Source organism: Candidatus Desulfosporosinus nitrosoreducens (genome assembly GCF_030954495.1).
GTDB lineage: Bacteria > Bacillota > Desulfitobacteriia > Desulfitobacteriales > Desulfitobacteriaceae > Desulfosporosinus > Desulfosporosinus nitrosoreducens.
Genome location: NZ_JAVHUW010000065.1, coordinates 198,573 through 214,789, shown reverse-complemented (window position 1 = coordinate 214,789; position 16,217 = coordinate 198,573). Strand labels below are relative to the sequence as shown.

General features: G+C 46.5%; 17 protein-coding genes and 1 pseudogene. 6 read left to right on the top strand and 12 right to left on the bottom strand.

Annotated elements, in window-relative coordinates; genetic code table 11:
• Positions 1-8 precede the first annotated feature (8 nt).
• On the top strand, positions 9-269 hold the full coding sequence (locus tag REC12_RS17410; protein ID WP_308896646.1) for a hypothetical protein: 261 nt from the start codon (positions 9-11) through the stop codon (positions 267-269).
• Entirely contained in the window at positions 229-1,305 is a 1,077-nt protein-coding gene (locus REC12_RS17405) for a GTP pyrophosphokinase (RefSeq protein ID WP_308896644.1), read from the top strand. The genes REC12_RS17410 and REC12_RS17405 overlap by 41 nt, the downstream gene beginning before the upstream one ends.
• A 226-nt stretch (positions 1,306-1,531) precedes the next feature.
• On the opposite strand, the gene REC12_RS17400 is transcribed toward REC12_RS17405, so the two are convergent.
• From REC12_RS17400 to REC12_RS17375, 6 genes and pseudogenes are all read right to left on the bottom strand, one after another.
• Positions 1,532-3,979: a DsrE/DsrF/DrsH-like family protein gene (locus REC12_RS17400; protein ID WP_308896643.1), complete on the bottom strand. Its 2,448-nt coding sequence runs from the start codon at positions 3,977-3,979 to the stop codon at positions 1,532-1,534.
• Positions 3,980-4,247: 268 nt separating this feature from the next.
• Positions 4,248-4,748 carry a hypothetical protein gene (locus REC12_RS17395; RefSeq protein ID WP_308896642.1) on the bottom strand — a complete coding sequence of 167 codons (501 nt, stop codon included), beginning with the start codon at positions 4,746-4,748 and terminating at the stop codon, positions 4,248-4,250.
• An 88-nt stretch (positions 4,749-4,836) separates the two neighbouring features.
• Positions 4,837-4,983: a hypothetical protein gene (locus REC12_RS17390; protein WP_308896640.1), complete on the bottom strand. Its 147-nt coding sequence runs from the start codon at positions 4,981-4,983 to the stop codon at positions 4,837-4,839.
• A gap of 147 nt (positions 4,984-5,130) precedes the next feature.
• Positions 5,131-6,060: a 1,4-dihydroxy-2-naphthoate polyprenyltransferase gene (locus REC12_RS17385; protein ID WP_308896638.1), complete on the bottom strand. Its 930-nt coding sequence runs from the start codon at positions 6,058-6,060 to the stop codon at positions 5,131-5,133.
• Between the two features lie 96 nt (positions 6,061-6,156).
• A pseudogene (locus REC12_RS17380) lies at positions 6,157-6,503 on the bottom strand (ketopantoate reductase family protein); the annotation flags it as partial.
• Positions 6,504-6,506: 3 nt separating this feature from the next.
• Complete coding sequence (locus REC12_RS17375) at positions 6,507-6,896, bottom strand: HIT family protein (RefSeq protein ID WP_308896636.1); 390 nt, start codon at positions 6,894-6,896, stop codon at positions 6,507-6,509.
• 336 nt (positions 6,897-7,232) lie between these two features.
• On the opposite strand from REC12_RS17375, the gene REC12_RS17370 reads away from it, so the two are divergent.
• The 4 genes from REC12_RS17370 to REC12_RS17355 all read left to right on the top strand — a co-directional run bounded on the left by REC12_RS17370 (position 7,233) and on the right by REC12_RS17355 (position 10,731).
• Positions 7,233-8,285 carry a DUF362 domain-containing protein gene (locus REC12_RS17370; RefSeq protein WP_308896762.1) on the top strand — a complete coding sequence of 351 codons (1,053 nt, stop codon included), beginning with the start codon at positions 7,233-7,235 and terminating at the stop codon, positions 8,283-8,285.
• A gap of 193 nt (positions 8,286-8,478) precedes the next feature.
• On the top strand, positions 8,479-8,787 hold the full coding sequence (locus REC12_RS17365; RefSeq protein ID WP_308896634.1) for a carboxymuconolactone decarboxylase family protein: 309 nt from the start codon (positions 8,479-8,481) through the stop codon (positions 8,785-8,787).
• 208 nt (positions 8,788-8,995) lie between these two features.
• On the top strand, positions 8,996-10,288 hold the full coding sequence (locus REC12_RS17360; RefSeq protein WP_308896632.1) for a homocysteine S-methyltransferase family protein: 1,293 nt from the start codon (positions 8,996-8,998) through the stop codon (positions 10,286-10,288).
• A 170-nt stretch (positions 10,289-10,458) separates the two neighbouring features.
• Entirely contained in the window at positions 10,459-10,731 is a 273-nt protein-coding gene (locus tag REC12_RS17355) for a hypothetical protein (RefSeq protein ID WP_308896631.1), read from the top strand.
• A gap of 233 nt (positions 10,732-10,964) precedes the next feature.
• On the opposite strand, the gene REC12_RS17350 is transcribed toward REC12_RS17355, so the two are convergent.
• The 6 genes from REC12_RS17350 to REC12_RS17325 all read right to left on the bottom strand — a co-directional run bounded on the left by REC12_RS17350 (position 10,965) and on the right by REC12_RS17325 (position 15,820).
• A complete protein-coding gene (locus REC12_RS17350; RefSeq protein ID WP_308896629.1) occupies positions 10,965-12,362 on the bottom strand; it encodes a S26 family signal peptidase in 1,398 nt (465 codons plus the stop codon).
• A complete protein-coding gene (locus REC12_RS17345) occupies positions 12,346-13,317 on the bottom strand; it encodes a P-loop NTPase family protein (RefSeq protein WP_308896627.1) in 972 nt (323 codons plus the stop codon). Before REC12_RS17345 ends, REC12_RS17350 begins: the two co-directional genes overlap by 17 nt.
• Positions 13,318-13,342: 25 nt before the next feature.
• A complete protein-coding gene (locus REC12_RS17340; protein WP_308896625.1) occupies positions 13,343-13,882 on the bottom strand; it encodes a signal peptidase I in 540 nt (179 codons plus the stop codon).
• A 192-nt stretch (positions 13,883-14,074) separates the two neighbouring features.
• Complete coding sequence (locus tag REC12_RS17335) at positions 14,075-14,605, bottom strand: hypothetical protein (protein WP_308896623.1); 531 nt, start codon at positions 14,603-14,605, stop codon at positions 14,075-14,077.
• A 75-nt stretch (positions 14,606-14,680) separates the two neighbouring features.
• On the bottom strand, positions 14,681-14,824 hold the full coding sequence (locus REC12_RS17330) for a hypothetical protein (RefSeq protein WP_308896622.1): 144 nt from the start codon (positions 14,822-14,824) through the stop codon (positions 14,681-14,683).
• 42 nt (positions 14,825-14,866) lie between these two features.
• Positions 14,867-15,820, bottom strand: coding sequence for a cellulose binding domain-containing protein (locus REC12_RS17325; protein WP_308896620.1), 954 nt, complete (start codon positions 15,818-15,820; stop codon positions 14,867-14,869).
• Positions 15,821-16,217 lie beyond the last annotated feature (397 nt).

Below are 16,217 nucleotides of genomic sequence, written 5' to 3'. Positions count from 1 at the left end.
TCCGGGACATGACAAGCCGCCGTTTCGCAGCAGTCAGCTTTACGCTGGGCACTGCCGCTAACGGCGGCTTATTTTTTATTTTTAATCAATGGTTAAATCCGAACTGGATTCCGGTTATCTCTCAGCCCAATAACGGTGGCGGCAGGATTCAAAAGTCTTTTATATCGCAAACTAAATATGGTAACATAAGTAGCAAAAAGAAACTAACGAGCCGAAGGGAAATTCAAGATGACCAATCAAAATTCAGCGGACATTATTGCTCAATTTGACCAGGTTTACCCGGTATATTCCGACTTTACCAATGTCATCGAAAACTTGTTAAAAGGAATACTTCAGCTTAAGGGTGTCAACGTTCACTCCATTACTTCCCGCGTAAAGAGCCGGGAAAGCTTAAAGCGCAAGGTCAACCGGGAAGACGATAAATACACCAAACTGGAGGATATCACTGATTTAGCCGGAATTCGGATTATCACCTATTTTGCCGACCAAGTGGATCTTATCGCAGGTTTCGTGGAGGAGGAATTCGAGGTAGACCGGTCAAATTCCGTGGACAAGCGGGAATTGATTGACCCTGAGAAATTTGGCTACCTATCTCTGCATTACGTCGTCAAGCTCCCCTCCTTTAGACTTCAGCTTATTGAGTATCAACGCTTTAAGGATTGCAAAGTGGAAATTCAAATCCGCTCCATTTTGCAACATACCTGGGCTGAAATTGAACATGACTTAGGTTATAAAAATGAACACGCCGTTCCCCGCGAAATCCGGAGAAGCTTTTCGCGCTTAGCCGGATTACTGGAATTGGCGGATGAAGAATTTATCAAAATCCGTTCCAACCTGGCTAATTATGAAACTGAAGTTGAAGCTCAGATCGAAAAGACCCCCACTACGGTGCTGATCAATCAGGCCTCGCTGAAATCTTACGTTTTAAAATCCCCGCATATCCGCGGACTCGATCAGAAAATCAGTCATATCGTCAAGGCTGATTTGGAGTTGAAGGATCGTTTTTTTGGCTATCTCACCACAGTCTTTAGTTACCTGGGAGTGAAAACCATCGGGGAACTCGATGAAATCGTTCAGAACATCGGCGATGATCTCCTGAATTTTCCGCAAAACGGGCTCAAAAACAAGCAGGGTGAAAAAGTCAATTGGGGTACCTCTTTATTCTACTTAGCTTATGCCATCGTCGGCCGAAGCGGTTCCCCAAAGCAAGTATCCGATTATCTGGAGCACTTCAAAATCGAGACACCTGAAAGCCGGCAAGAGCTTATCCAGCAGATCCTTGCGGCTTATTCCGCCAAATCTTAAAGAAAGGTCATAGCAAACTCTGCTTGGCTAAAATCCTAAAGCTTGCCGTTCTGTTTTTATGTCCATGCTAATAGCCTCTTTGAGAAAGCAAAAGAAGGCCATTTGTGGTAAGCACTAATATGTCAATAAAAAGCCCACTCCCGCTTCAGTAAATCAGTACAGCCCGGAGACTTAGATCTCCGGGCTGACCGTTTAACGGGACCAAGACTATTAAGCTTTGTTGGGTTTAAATAAACAAATTAACGTTTGAATCCTCGGCTTCTCCCAAATAATAGCCAACTCCGCCAATTTTCACACCGTCCAGCAGTTCCTCCTGCTTTAAGCCCATGACATCCATGGACATTTGACAGGCCACTACCTCCACTCCATTTGCCATGGCGGCCGCGATGAGTTCTTCCAGGGAAGAAACATTTTTGTCCTTCATAACCTTTCGGATCATTTTTCCGCCTATACCGAGCATATTCATGTTCGATAATTTAAGGCGCTTGCTTCCCCTCGGCATCATCAGGCTGAACATCTTATCCATTAAGCCCTTTTGAGTCCTGACCTTTTCGTGTTTACGCAGGATGTTCAGGCCCCAAAAGGTGAAAAACATCGTAACTTTTTTTCCCATGGCCACTGCCCCATTAGCGATAATGAAGGAGGCTATGGCTTTGTCTAAATCCCCGCTAAAGACAACCATTGTTTTATTATCCTTTAAGACCGCTGCCGGTGGCTGCTGAATTGAGTTATTATGAGCTCCTTTTTGGATAAACGCCGTAATAATGCCTCCGGCTCTGGCAACGTCCAGCAGTTGATTATCGGTCCGTTTGCTCCAGGCTTTAATATCTTCATAAAAACCCGGGTCCGATGCCGAAATCCTGAGTATTTGTCCTTGCTTCAAAGTATCCATAGCGGCCTTAACCTGCATTAAGGGCCCGGGACAGCACAACCCGCAAGCATCAATACTTTTAGCAAAACTCCCCTGCGGAGCATTCGTCCCGCTTAATTCCGGAGCGGAAGACCGGCTTTCTGAACCGTGGTTTTGAGGCTGGAATTCCTGCAGGGAGATCGTTTTATAGCCGCCGGTAATGTTTAAGACACTATAGCCGTTTTGGGTCAGAATCCTGTCGGCTATATACCCTCTTAAACCAACCTGGCAATAGGCTATTACCGGTTTATTCCTGTCCAACTCGCCCATTCTGTCTCTTAAACTATCCAGAGGAATGTTCAGAGAGCCGGGTACATGGCCATTGTTGTATTCCTCTTCCGTCCGTACATCGAGAAGGGTTGAATCGCTCAGTTTGGCAGGCTCCATATCCTTCCAGGACGCCACATGAGTTCGGCCGGCCAGCACGTTTTGGGCTGTGAATCCGGCCATATTTACCGGGTCTTTAGCCGCTGAGAACGGCGGTGCATAGGCTAATTCCAATTCGGCTAAATCATCTACCGTGCCTTTTAAACGAATGACCGCGGCAATAACATCAATTCGTTTGTCAACACCATCGTACCCGATTCCCTGGGCTCCCAATACCTGGCCTTGATCATTAAAAATCAGTTTCAAGGTCAACGGTAAGGCGGCCGGGTAATAGGAGGCGTGAGCCACCGGATGGACGTAGATGGCCTGATAAGGCAGACGGGCTTTTTGCAGAGTGCGCTCATTAGCTCCCGTACTGGCGGCCGTTAAGCTGAAAACTTTGAGGATCGAGGTTCCTTGCGTCCCCTTATACCTGGAATCCAAGCCTGCAATATTATCGGCGGCGATTCTTCCCTGCTTATTTGCCGGCCCCGCCAAAGGAACGGCCGTCTTTTCTCCGGTAATAAAGTCGACAACCTCCACGGCATCCCCTACGGCGTAAATATCCATTATATTGGTTCGCATTCTTTCATCAACGATGATATGGCCTTTGGGCCCTAACTCTATTCCCGAGCCGTTTAAAAAAGCAGTTTCAGGTACTACCCCAATGGCCAGAATGACGAGATCAGCCGTCACAATCGTTTCACTGCCCAAGGTTACTTCGATTTGGCTGCCAGCCTCTTTAAAGGCTTTGACGCCGTCACCTAACATTAAATCCACGCCATTTTCAACTAACTCTTTTTCAGCCATTACCACCATGTCTGAGTCAAACGGCGCTAAAATATGCGGGGCGGCTTCGACTAAAGTAACCTTTAGACCTCTCTCAACCAGGTTTTCGGCCATTTCAACCCCGATAAAACCTCCGCCAATCACTATGGCGCTCTTAACACTCTTTTGATCAACATAGGCCTTGACTCTATCCGTGTCCGGAATGTTTCTCAAGGTAAAAATCCTGGAACTGTCTATCCCCGGGATATTGGGCCGCAGAGCTTTAGCTCCCGGCGATAACACCAGAGCGTCATAGGATTCTTCATACATTCCCTGATCCTTGCTTCTGACCGTCACTTTTTTCTTGTCCGTGTCGATGCCAATGACTTCACTGTTGGTCCTCACATCCATCTTAAACCTGGCTTTCATGTTCTCAGGAGTTTGGACGAGAAGTTTATCTCTTTCTTTGATCGTTTCACCGATATAATAGGGCAGGCCGCAGTTGGCGAAAGAAATATAGTCATCTCTTTCAAACAATAGGATTCGGGCTTCTTCATCAAGTCTTCTGAGGCGTGCGGCAGCAGAGGCTCCTCCGGCCACACCGCCAACTATGATTACCTTTTTGGTCATAGAAATATTCCTCCGTTAAATCTCAGTAAATTAAAGTTTGATGTTTAAATACAACTTAATTTCAACTTAAGTTTTGCTTACCATCCTTGATATCCTGGGTCATTATAATTATACCCCCCTAGGATATGGGGGTCAATATGAGGCAAGCCTTAAATTTTCGCCCACAAAAAAACTACCTCATTAGCTGAGATAGTCCAATACCGGCTGTAAAATATTATTATTTTGTTAAGGTACCTCTTTGCAAACCCGGGGCCATCCTGATGCCGACTTATTTGCTCCGGTAGCTCCTGAACTTCAATATTGTCTTACTAATCATAAAGGCCGCGATATAAGGAAAACACCCCGCCATAACAACAAAGTGAGCCAATTGGTATGGCGGCCGGCTCCATATATCATAGGTGTTGCCTTTGGAGATTAAGGTTCCAAAGAGAGACCTGATTTTATCCTCCGGCAGCACCTCTGCCATTGCAAAAAGAGCCAAAGAAAGTAATAGTACCATGGTGATCACGATGTACATCGACAATTCAACGCTTTTACACTCGCCATTCTTGGCCGGAAAAGCCCAAACACTTAAAAATGCAACCCCCGTCAACGCCATGACGGCTATATAACCCCAAAAATCAAGCAGACTGTAATTTATCTCGGCAACCATGATCATCATGCTTGCCAAAGGAAGTATTGTGAGCATCAAAACATAGCTCAAAATACTCAGACGGTTTTTCGATAAATACCCGGAAATAAATAGGATTACACCATCCAAGAAAAGCATTCCCCATACCCTCCCCGAGCACTCTTTAATCCAAATCATTCCCTAATAACAGGTGAATTCCTTCCTCCAGAACACAAAGATTCTTGTGTCAGTATCCGTTTTTCTTCATTCTCTGCCAAAGGCTTTCAAAGAAGCCTACAAAATCCAAACCAACAAAATCTATTGTATTCATAAGAATTTTCATAATCATGGTGCTTACTAATATAACAATAACAATCTTAAAACTATCATTCATACTCAGACCCCCCTAGCCTATACGCGCTAGATTGTACACAGCTTTTACTTTGTATTTCCCCGATTGTCCTTTTCGTTATTTTCAGATCATTCTTCAGCACTGAAAGTTCGCGCTTGAGTCCCAAAAGTCAACGGCCCCTTACACGTTCTAACTAAAATAACTTATTAACAAGCCAAGGGCTGCGAGTAACCCAAAAAACGTATTTGTTTGCGCCGTTGATTTCATGGCAGGCATCATGGCAATCGGTTCAGCTTTGCCCTTAAATCCTTTTGTCGCCTGAATGGCCTTGGGCAGACTGAGGAAGGCCAGAAGAATCCAGGGGGTTACGGTTCCGGCTGCGACAAGCCCCAGCAGCCACAGGTAGCTGAAGGCAAACATCATTCCCAGCAAACAAACAGCTTTCCGTGGACCGAGTACAATGGGCAGAGTCTTGCGGCCATTGGCTTTATCTCCGTCATGATCACGAAGATTATTGCCCAGATTAATCAAACCGACCAAAATACCGCTCGGTATGGCGACAAGAATTGCTGTCTCCGAAACATAGCCGGCTTGAATAAAGAAAGCAATCAAGATGATTAAGAAACCCATAAAAAACCCGGAAAAAAGCTCTCCGAAGGGCGTTGAGGAAATCGGCAGCGGACCGCCCGTATAAAGATAGCCAATGGCCATACAAAGTAACCCCACTAAAGCAAGCCACCAGGAGGACGAAGCACAGATATAGACTCCTAAGAACAGCGAGATTCCGTACAGAGAAAGGGCAAGTTTTATTATTAATCCCGGGGTCATGCCATGGCGGACAATCCCGCCGCCAATTCCAATCGATTTTTCCGTATCCAGGCCCCGTTTAAAATCATAGTATTCGTTAAAAAGATTGGTAGCGGCTTGAATGAGAATACTGGCAGCCATCATGGCGGCAAACAGCCCAAAGTTCATTTTTCCTTGCAAAAGAGCTAAAACCGTTCCCAGAAGAACAGGGACAAAAGCGGCCGTTAATGTATGCGGCCGTATTAATTCCCACCAAACCTTCCAGGCCCGTTTCTCATACGAAAGGGATTGTGAATTATATTGTATTTGCACGTTGTTTCTCCCCTGACCATTGACAATTAAGGAGCAGCTCAATTTAGCGGGCAATCTCCTTATTCCATTATACCATGCCATGATCCATTTTTTGCATTAGTACTGAGCTTCCGTCTCTTTAATCCGCCGGTAAAGCTCTGCATTGACAGGCGTTGAAACAGCGTGTTTTTTCCCAGCTCCAAGACCGTACCCGCAAACAAATCCACCTCACTGCGGCGCCGGACCTCCATATCCTGACGCATAGAGGGTTTGCCTTCGGGACTCAGGGTATCTAAAACAGCCGGCCAGTAGGCTAGATCCTCCTCCGCTAAACTGATGCCTTCCTTTTCGGACAGAGCCATAACCTCTCTCATGGCTGCGATCATCGTCTCTCTGGCCGCGCCCTTTTCTTGAATTCCGCCATAGTTGCTCCCGTAAACCGCTACCGTCTGGTTCACCCCTACAGTCTATTTTTCGCCTTCCCCGGGAGAGGGCACCATACTCTTCTTAACGTTGCGGACCCCGCCGCGTGGGTCAGGGACATCCCCCTGATAGCGGGGAATAACATGAACGTGAGCGTGAAAAACCGTTTGTCCCGCCGCAGCCCCTACATTGGCCCCGATATTGTAAGCGACGGGCTGAAAGCGGCGGTCTAACATTTCTTTAACTTCCTGAACCAAATTCCAGACACCCATCACTTCTTCTTCAGTGAGATCAAAAAGGCTTGAGACGTGCCTTTTCGGGACAAGGAGAACGTGCCCTTCGTTAACCGGAAATTTATCAAAAAAAGCTACAGCGATCTCATTCTCGACAAGGACATCCGACTTAGGCAATGAACAAAAAATACAGGCCTTCATATCCTTTAACCCTCTCTCCATCCGCTTCACAGCAAATAAGTTTTAATTGCTATTCTCCATGTTGCCTATAATCCCTGCCACGGTCAAAATTTTTTTGTTGCTTCAGATAACCAAGGGATTCCTTGACTGCAAACAAGTCATTCTGTTCCCGGACATAAACTCTGCCCCGAAACGGAGAAGAAAGGCCAGTTGCCGGTCCTCTGTCAGACAGAGGAAAATGCTGGTATAATAATCCCAGAGGGGTGAGCACTGAGCGTTACCTCTCTGCGGCTCTTTTACAGCCAACGAAAAGCTTCGTTAAGTATGTTGATCAAAGGAGGGTTTATCTTGAGCACAGTGGAAATTATCAATGCCAGCTATGAAGACTGTCATCAGGCTGTGGAAAAAGTATTCCGGCAATTCCCTTTGGATCTGGCAGGGAAAAAGGTCGTGATCAAGCCCAATGTCCTGCGCAGTGCAACTCCTGAAGAAGGGATAACCACCCACCCCTCGGTTTTAAAGGCGGTGATCCGGGAAGTCGTCAAACGCCGCCCCGCATCCCTGATTGTGGGAGATAATCCCGGGGTATTTTCTTACGGGATGAACGAACAAGCCTTCAAGGTCACAGGCTTAATGGAAGCAGCCGGTACCTATTACCGCAACCTAGGGGCTGAAACGATTCAGATGGAGATTAATTCTCCCTTCATAGAGTCCGCTTTGGTATCCCGGGCCATTATGGAGGCCGACGTCTACATCAGTCTGCCAAAGTTTAAGACCCACGGCCTTACGGGTCTGTCCTGCGCCATCAAAAACAATTTCGGGCTTTTAGCGGGCGGCTTGAAGGCCCAAACCCATAAAAAAGCGGGCAACCCTTTCAACTTTGCCGAGGCTTTAGTCGAAGTTTTTGCCCTTAAAGTTCCTGATTTAGTTATTGTTGACGGTATTTTAGCGATGGAAGGCAACGGGCCTGCCTCTAAAGACCTGGTCAATCTCGGGAAGATTCTGGCCGGTGATGACCCTGTAGCCATAGATACTGTTGTCGCCCATATGATGGGTTTTGCCGAACAGCCCCGCACGATTAAGCTGGCGGCGGCGAAAGGGTACGGAACTAACGAACTCTCCGACATCACTATTCACGGGCAACTTGAAGTTATTCCCGGCTTCAAGCTTCCGCAAGCGGAACCCCACGGCGGCGGTTCAATCATGGATTCAGTGACGGCACTGAGGCCAAAGGTAAATCATGACTTATGTACGCTTTGCGGGACCTGTGTCGAACATTGCCCCAATGAAGCCTTAACCATGGATGAATACCCTACCGTAGCCACAGAAAAGTGTATTACTTGTTATTGCTGTCAAGAGCTCTGCCCGCAAAAGGCGATTGAATTAAAAGGTTCAGGGAGCAAAAACTAACGGTTATTATATTTAAAAAAATCTGCTCATAATTGCTTGAATAAAATGTCTTTAAGGTTTTCCATGCAGATATTCCTCCTTAAGGGCTTGCTCGTAATCGCGGGTGAACACAGGAGAGTCTATTAGGATATTTCTCCTGAGCAGTCTATAATATTACCATGGAAATCTTAAAAAACTAAGGAGGTATTGCCCCATGTCACTGCCAATCTTTTTAAAATCTCTGGAAAACAATGATCCGGACTTTGCGCAAGCCATCGAAGGTGTCTTTTCCGCCGCTATGACTCCGGGCGCTCTGGACCGGAAGACTAAGCTTTTAATTGCTTTAGCTTTGGATGCGGCTCAGGGAGCCTGTCAGGGCGTGGCATCCATTGCCGGCCAGCTGAGAGCTCAGGGAACCAGCGACGCCGAAATTGCCGAGGCCTTACGGATCGCCTATTTTGCCTTTGGCAACTCCATTTTAGCGGCCTCGTCCTCTGCCTTCGCCCCTAAGGAACAGCCCTGAACATTAAGCAGACCGGCCTGAAAAATTCCCAGCGGCAGCCCTGATCCGCAGGCATCAGGGGCTGCCGCTGGGAATTTCTATTTGCATAAAGAGCTGACTTTAGGTTAGTATGAAGGGTATTGAACCAATGAGTGACGTACTCCCACCACCTAAGAGGTGGGGGCTTCTTGCCGCACGTAGGTAAATTTGAAAAGGAGGTTCAAAACGCTTGAAGAACTTTCTCAACACCATCCGGCAAAGGGTTTTATTATACGACGGCTCTAAAGGAGTTATGCTGCAGCGGAGAGGCCTGCAGGGACATGAAGCCTCCGAATCATGGAACCTGTCCCACCCGGAGGAAGTAAAAAACCTCTATGCCGCCTACCTGCAAGCCGGCTCAGACATGATTCAAACGAATACCTTCCCGGGCAACAGGCTTACCCTGAATCATCACGGCCTGGGAGACAAAACCTACGCTCTGAACTATGCCGGCGTAAAACTGGCGCAGGAAACGGCTCCGGAAAACACCTACATTGCCGCTTCCCTGGGGCCGACCGGCGCAATTCTGGAACCCTCCGGCGCTTTAAGTTTTGACGAAGCCTACGGCATTTTCCAGGAACCCTTAAAGGCCATTGCCGAGGCCGGTGCGGATTGCGTTCATTTTGAAACCTTCATTAATCTGGCCGAACTAAGAGCGGCTATATTAGCCGCCAAAGAAACGACGAATCTTCCTATTATCGCCTCGCTATCCTTTGACGCCAACTGCAGGACTACCTTTGGCAACTCAGCCGAAGCCTGTGCCATCGTCTGTCAGGCACTGGGCGCATCCATCGTGGGGGCCAATTGCTCCGGGGGCCCGGATAGTTTAATCGAGCCTATTAAAAGAATGTATTCCGTAGCCTCCGTTCCTCTCTGCGTTAAAGCCAACGCCGGTACACCCGAACTGGCGCAGGGAGAGGTGATTTATCACCAGACACCGGAGCAATTCAGTTTGTATACCCAGGAATTTGTCGGGAATGGCGTACGGCTTATCGGCGGATGTTGCGGAACTACTCCGGACTTTATCCGGGAACTTAAAAAGTCCCTGGCCCAAACAGCAACTCCGGAGCTGGAATTAAAATCCGTCCCTACCATTGCTTCTGCTTTTAATCATCTGGTTCTTTCCCCGGAGCAAGACTACTCTGTTAAGAAACCGGCGCCTGATGCTCTGGAGCAATTAATAAACGGTAATTTTTCCGGCTTAATGCGGGAGTGCCGCTCCGGTGCAATCGATTACCTTTTCCTGGATTTCGGCACGACCGCCCCATCCTTTGATGTCAAAAGCTTTGCCGGCCAGCTGGGGTTATTGATAAAAAAACCGCTAATGATTAAAGCGGACTCCCCGGAAATGCTCTCTGAATTCTTAAGATATTATCCCGGAAAAGCCGGTGTGGTTTTAACGGACAGGACCGGGCTCTCTCTTTCTCAAATCCGGCACTATGGAGCTTTGCCAGTCGATGAAACCTTAAAACCGCTAACCTAAAGCAAGAACAAAAATGCACCCAACTACGTATCATAAGAAAGTTGCGTTGTTTTTTACAAATAATTTACAATCAAGCGCCTTATCCCTTAACATTCCCTTGCTAAGATTAGAGAGGAAAAAAGCAAACTTTTTTGCTCAATATTTTTTATGATTATACTAAGGAGGGCCCTATGAGTTTTCATTTTAGTACGGAGCTGTCACAGCTGAGCCGTGAAATCAAACATTTTCCCTTTTACGATCTGAGTAGTACCAAGGACGAGGTAAAATTTAAGGACAGCAAAGAAAAAGTCTTAAGTATTCTCAAAGAAATGTACGGCGAAACGTCACGAGAATTCCGGGTTGTAGAATTAACCGCTTCCCCGGCTACCGTTGTCAAAGTGGTAGACCATATTCTTGGCAGAACCCACATGATTCCAGCCAACGCGAAGGTAGTTAATCTCTAAATCGGATCAAAACTTCCGGGTTCTTTTACTGAGCGAACCATTTTTACCCGGACTTTGCAGAAAAACCCAAAGACAAAACAAGATGGAAGATGAGAGATATTTAAGCCTCTCATCTTTCATCTTGTTTTTCATTTTAGTTAACCCTGAGGAACCCCCTCCTTTTGCCGCCCGTTTTGAAGATTGCGGAAATAATGAGCCGCCTCAGCCCAATAGATTGCCGGGGGACCCTCCGGCTATTCGCCGCCTCTTCTAAAATACTTATGAATTTTCCCCTGATAAAACAGCAGCACGGCGGGAACCAGTAGAAACAGCAGCCTGCCCACAATGGTGTTGGCAAAAAGAATCAAAGCCCCCAGCCAGCGGTTCCTGCCCCGGTACAAGCCGTGCACATCCTGTCGTGACACGGTTTTTTTCATGGCGCCGATTTGAGACATGGGGGGATAATTGTCAATATCCACCGTCAGCTGATTTCCGGTTTTGGCAATGATCCGCTCGACAAAAAGCACATTATTTTCTTCAAAAAGAATGATTTGCCCCTTCTCCAGAGGGTATTGAACATCAACTTTTTGAAAATAGGCCAGATCATTGTTCATAATCTCCGGCTCCATGGTACCGGTGCTGAAGACAAAGGGAATCACCCCGCGGATGGTGACCTCTTGACCCGGCGTGGAAGCGTTGATCAAGATAATAAAGACATTGAACGCTAAGGCGGCGCAGATAAAGGCAATCAGAAGTATCGTGGTCACCGTATCGACAATTCGGCCGCGCCAGCCCTCCTTGGCCCGGCCGATCAAGGTCCGTTTGCCTGTTTTGGAGTCAATTTCCATCAGCTCCACACCCGCCGGGGTGCTGATGGAATCGAACGGAAGGTTGTAGTATTTGGCCAGGTTCTTGCTCCGCCAAAAACAGATCAGGCAGCAGACGATCATGATGGCCGCCCCTACCGCCCAATATAAGGAAAGCTTTAGGTCGAACAGGATCAGGATGTTTTGCATGAGTACCCGGTTGGAAATAATTGCGTATTGTCCCAAGGTTATTTTGAGCACGAAAATAGCGGCGGCGGAAAAAAAGGTCCAGTACCGGCCGTTAATTACCGTCCTGGCGTAAAGGGAAAAGGTCATGGAAAGGATCGCCAGGAGGAGGAGGTCCGCCAGACCAACAAGATAGAGAGTCGGCAGATAGGAAACAATGAAGGTATATTTTAAAAAGAAGGTCAGGATAATCGTAGCCGCAAAGCCAACGGTATAAATCAGCAGCACAGAATACATAAGCGCGAAAAACTTAGCCAAAAACATAATCATCGGCTGGTAGCCCATTTGAATTAAAAGATACCAGGAGTTTTTCCGTATCTCCGAAAAAAAAAGATAGTCATAATAGACGATAAAATAGAGGATGTTAAATACGACGGCGATATGAATATAAAGGTAAACCGTAGAAAAATAGCTGGCCTGCATGATTTGGGGAGCAACGTCGGCGAGCACGCTCTTTTGCAGAGTCTGAAAAACAAAGTAAAGCGCAAAGGAAACCAGGCCCAGAAACAAAGCTGAAGCCAGTTTGCGGTTCGTGCTGATTTTATTTCCCATGTAGGCTTGACGAAGTTCCTTCTTAAAGTAACTATTTTTGTAGATCATGCTGCCCTATAAGCTCCTCATAGGCATTTTGCACTGTTTTGGGATTGATCGCGATGGACTCCGGCGCAAAACCTGCATCGACGATTGTTTTATAAATATGACCATAATCAATGACTTCGGAATCCTGGTGGCTGATCAGCAGACTATCGTTTTTCCGGACTAACCGGCAGCCGGGAAGCAACCCAGTGAGCTTCTCCAGCATAGCCTGGACGGCTCTGTCCCGAATAATCACTTCTATTTTGTCAAAAGTGCAGCGGAAATCGTCCACAGTACCGCTGTAAATAACCTGTCCATCCTTAATGATTGCCGTATGGGAACAGGCTTTCTCGATCAAAAGAGGATTCTGAGTCGCCAGAATCAGGGCTTTGCCCCGTTCTCTTATCAATCCGGCAATCTTAGCCACAGCATTGACGAGCACTTCATCCCACAGGTATTCGGGAAAATTGAAAACAATGATCGGACTTTCTGAGTAAGCGGCCGCAATTAAGGTAATGACCGCTTTTTCCTCTTTCGTCAGCATATAATTAGGGGTCAAAGACAGATGGCCCAGGCCCGCCTCGATAATTAATTCAAAAATCTGCTCCTGCAGCACGACTTTATTGATTTTGAATTTAGCCGTTGCAAACATTAAAAATTCCAGAACATTCATGTTGTTGTAAAGCATTGTGGAACTTCCTATATAAAATACGTGTTTGAGGATCACCCGCTTGCGCCTCATCATCCCTCGCTCAATCAAAACACATTTGCCTTTGTCATAAGGTCTGATGTTGGCCATGATTTCCAGCAGCAGCCTGATCTCCAGCCGTGAGGTCCCATTAATCCCCCAGGCTTCCGCCTTTCTGATCAACAAGCTGATATCATCCAGCACCCGCCGGAACATTTTTCCGCCAAACAGAAAATATTCGCTTGAAGCGACGCCCTCCATCAGCACAACCTGTTCCGGAACATGCTCCATGTCATTTCTCCCATTTAAATCTGCTTTATGTCCACGGTATTTTGACAAAAAATACTCCGATCACCCTATCCGGTGTGAGCAGATCCTGATCCGGTGAATTGATCGGGTTATCCCCTTTGGTGCGATAGGCTTTGCTGCCATTCTCATCAATAACCTCAATAATCCGGTGGGTGACGATAGCATTGGATAACGTTCGGAAGGTAACAATCTCGTTTACTTTAAGATGGGCGGGGTCTTTAGTTTTACGGCTGACAATCACCGCCCCGACCTTCAGCGTAGGTTCCATACTGCCGGACTCCACGGTAAAAACCTGAAAGCCCAGGATGTTGGGAATTTCCCCCTTGCCTTTGGTAATCTGAATAGAAATGATCGTCCACACAAGAAGCAGGCAGAGAGCTGCAAAGGCAACCCCGCTCACAAGCTTCCTGACTTTTCTTCCCCGGGACAGCCGATTTGCAGCCGGGCTTTTTCCCGGGGATACGCCTGCCAGCTTTTCTTTTTCCCGCAGGATTTCCTGACGCATCGCTTCGATCTGTTCCGGGGTCGTGTACCTCGTTGGCGCCATCAATTCAACCTTCTTTGGGAAATCAAATAGAGCTTAAACCATCGACATTCTTATTATGTCCTATGGCTATGTAAAAAATCAGCGCATTGCGGGATGCAGCCTATGCACGAAGTGAAACTTTCTGACTGTAAAACTAAAGCAGGGCGCCAGTCTCTGCTGCGCGCCCTGCTTTGCTATTGCTTCTTAAGTTTCCTACATTTGAGTACCGGTTACGGATACTTTGACATCTGTGCCAAAGTTCGCTCCCGCGTAGTTGATATCCGAACTGCTGTCGCCAGGCCAGTTCACGGATACCGTATAGGTTTTCTCTTGTCCTGTCGGACTTAGGGCAAACTGGTCGTTAAAAACTATCTTGCCGCTGGAGTTGACTGTACCGACAACATCGCCATTGGAGTTTTTAACCGTCACAACCAGCGGAGCGATAACGCTTTTGCCGTTTTCGGCTGCCACATCGACGGAGAAATTCAGACCCATTGCCGTTTCACTGACGACACTGCCGTCATAGTTTTTGACACTGAACTGCCAGCTCGTCGTTTCCGAGGGAGCGATTTTTACATCCTTCGTAAACGTATCGGTACCGCCTTTTACTAAGGTGAATTCTTTGGCAACCACACTGCCTTCGGCAACATTGTCAATCGTTGTCGTATACATGGCCAAGGTTCCTGCGATCACAGACGTAGAAAGAACCAGGACAAGGGCAATAATCGTCAGTATTTTTTTCATTATTTTTCCTCCAATTTCTAAATTCAATATTCAATGACTTGTTCCATGGATTATTTGTTAAGGCCTGATTCCGGTTCAATTCGTTTTCATCTTGTGCAAATCGGGGTAAATACTTGTACTGAAACTGGACGTACTTGTATAACTGGAAAGAGTGCCCACAGTTAAAGAAGCAAATACTATGGCGCTCAAAGCAAGAAGCAAGAGAAGCTTTTTTCTCATTTTCCCCCCTCCTCATCTCATCCTTATAATCCAGCCAGACCTTTAATTTAAGGAGGCCTCGCCAAATTTACAGCTTAAATCCACATTCGTGATATCGCTGGTATTGCTTCCGCCAACACTGATGCTTTGAATCGCCGTCGTGCCCATGCCCAAAGCCGGACCTCCGAAGGAGACGCTTTGCCCCGGCAAGATATTATCTGTCGTCTGATTGTTATAAGCAGGGTTCAGGAATTTGTAGTATCCCGGCGGCGAGGTGGAAACCAGTTTGGCGTTGCTCCAGACACCGCTCAGCGTATCTGTGGGAAGATAAAAGCCAAGGCTCCAATTGTTGATGGGCTGAGAGGTGTTATTGGTAATTGTCACTTTGTAATTATACTGATAAATGCCGCTTTGCCCATTCTGCCAGGGAGTTGTTGTTTCATAACGGACACTGACCTGTTTTCCCTGGGAAGGGGAGGTACTAAAAGGAAGCTGGGAAGCGACAGCATTGACATTGATCATCGTTCCATAATTGCCGCCGGCATAGTTGGCGTCGGAGGAACCATTATCCGGCCAATATATCTGCACAAAATAGTCCTGCTCCTGCCCGTTAACGGCCAGGGGAAATGAGCCCAGGACATCAAAGGTGCCTACTCCCGTCACACTGTTAAGCACATTGCCTTGCGCATCTTTGACAGTAACCTGTAAAGGATCTATGGCCTTTTTCCCTGCCAGAGCCTGCACATTAAAGGTAAGCTTGTAGTACATATCGGTCTCCGATACGGTATTGTTCTCATAGTTTTTAACCTTAAACTGCCACTGAGTGGTCTCAGAGGGCGCTATTTTCAAACCTTGCTGAAAGGAATCCGTGCCTTCCCCTACAAAGACAAATTCCTTGGCCACGACACTGCCCTCAGCAACGTTGTCAATAGAGACAGTATACATAGCCAGTGTTCCCGCCACTAACGAACTTAACATAACTAAAACCAAGGCTAAGACAAAGACAGCTTTTTTCATAGTTCACCTCAATACTTTAAGAATGATTAAGGTATGGAAAATTTTATTTAAAATTCAATTAGATTTTAGATTATTTTCTATTGCCAAGCTATAATAACATAGTAGATTACAACTGACAATTTGTATATTAAACCAATTTTAGCAATTGGCATTTAGTCATGGTTATTTTTCACAATTAATATTATCCATTAAGCTGATAAAGTATTTTAATTTAATAAAAAGAGGCCTTGAAGAGCATTTTGTTAAATTCATCTCAAAAATTTAGCAAAAAATGCTTATCAACCTTTATAACTTTTTACCTAGAAATGAATAAAACCCTTATAATACTTTGGTCAGTGTTCTCAAAAGCAGTTAAGAAAACTTAGCCGGTTCTCCAAAACACCGGTTTCACAGGGAA

Coding starts and splice junctions, on each gene's coding strand:
- REC12_RS17340 (WP_308896625.1), bottom strand. CDS start 13,882: ATGGCGCCAACGAGGTACACGACCCCGGAACAGATCGAAGCGATGCGT.
- REC12_RS17365 (WP_308896634.1), top strand. CDS start 8,479: ATGTCACTGCCAATCTTTTTAAAATCTCTGGAAAACAATGATCCGGAC.
- REC12_RS17405 (WP_308896644.1), top strand. CDS start 229: ATGACCAATCAAAATTCAGCGGACATTATTGCTCAATTTGACCAGGTT.
- REC12_RS17335 (WP_308896623.1), bottom strand. CDS start 14,605: ATGAAAAAAATACTGACGATTATTGCCCTTGTCCTGGTTCTTTCTACG.
- REC12_RS17375 (WP_308896636.1), bottom strand. CDS start 6,896: ATGAAGGCCTGTATTTTTTGTTCATTGCCTAAGTCGGATGTCCTTGTC.
- REC12_RS17355 (WP_308896631.1), top strand. CDS start 10,459: ATGAGTTTTCATTTTAGTACGGAGCTGTCACAGCTGAGCCGTGAAATC.
- REC12_RS17350 (WP_308896629.1), bottom strand. CDS start 12,362: ATGATCTACAAAAATAGTTACTTTAAGAAGGAACTTCGTCAAGCCTAC.
- REC12_RS17410 (WP_308896646.1), top strand. CDS start 9: ATGACAAGCCGCCGTTTCGCAGCAGTCAGCTTTACGCTGGGCACTGCC.
- REC12_RS17345 (WP_308896627.1), bottom strand. CDS start 13,317: ATGGAGCATGTTCCGGAACAGGTTGTGCTGATGGAGGGCGTCGCTTCA.
- REC12_RS17390 (WP_308896640.1), bottom strand. CDS start 4,983: ATGAATGATAGTTTTAAGATTGTTATTGTTATATTAGTAAGCACCATG.
- REC12_RS17330 (WP_308896622.1), bottom strand. CDS start 14,824: ATGAGAAAAAAGCTTCTCTTGCTTCTTGCTTTGAGCGCCATAGTATTT.
- REC12_RS17325 (WP_308896620.1), bottom strand. CDS start 15,820: ATGAAAAAAGCTGTCTTTGTCTTAGCCTTGGTTTTAGTTATGTTAAGT.
- REC12_RS17395 (WP_308896642.1), bottom strand. CDS start 4,748: ATGCTTTTCTTGGATGGTGTAATCCTATTTATTTCCGGGTATTTATCG.
- REC12_RS17400 (WP_308896643.1), bottom strand. CDS start 3,979: ATGACCAAAAAGGTAATCATAGTTGGCGGTGTGGCCGGAGGAGCCTCT.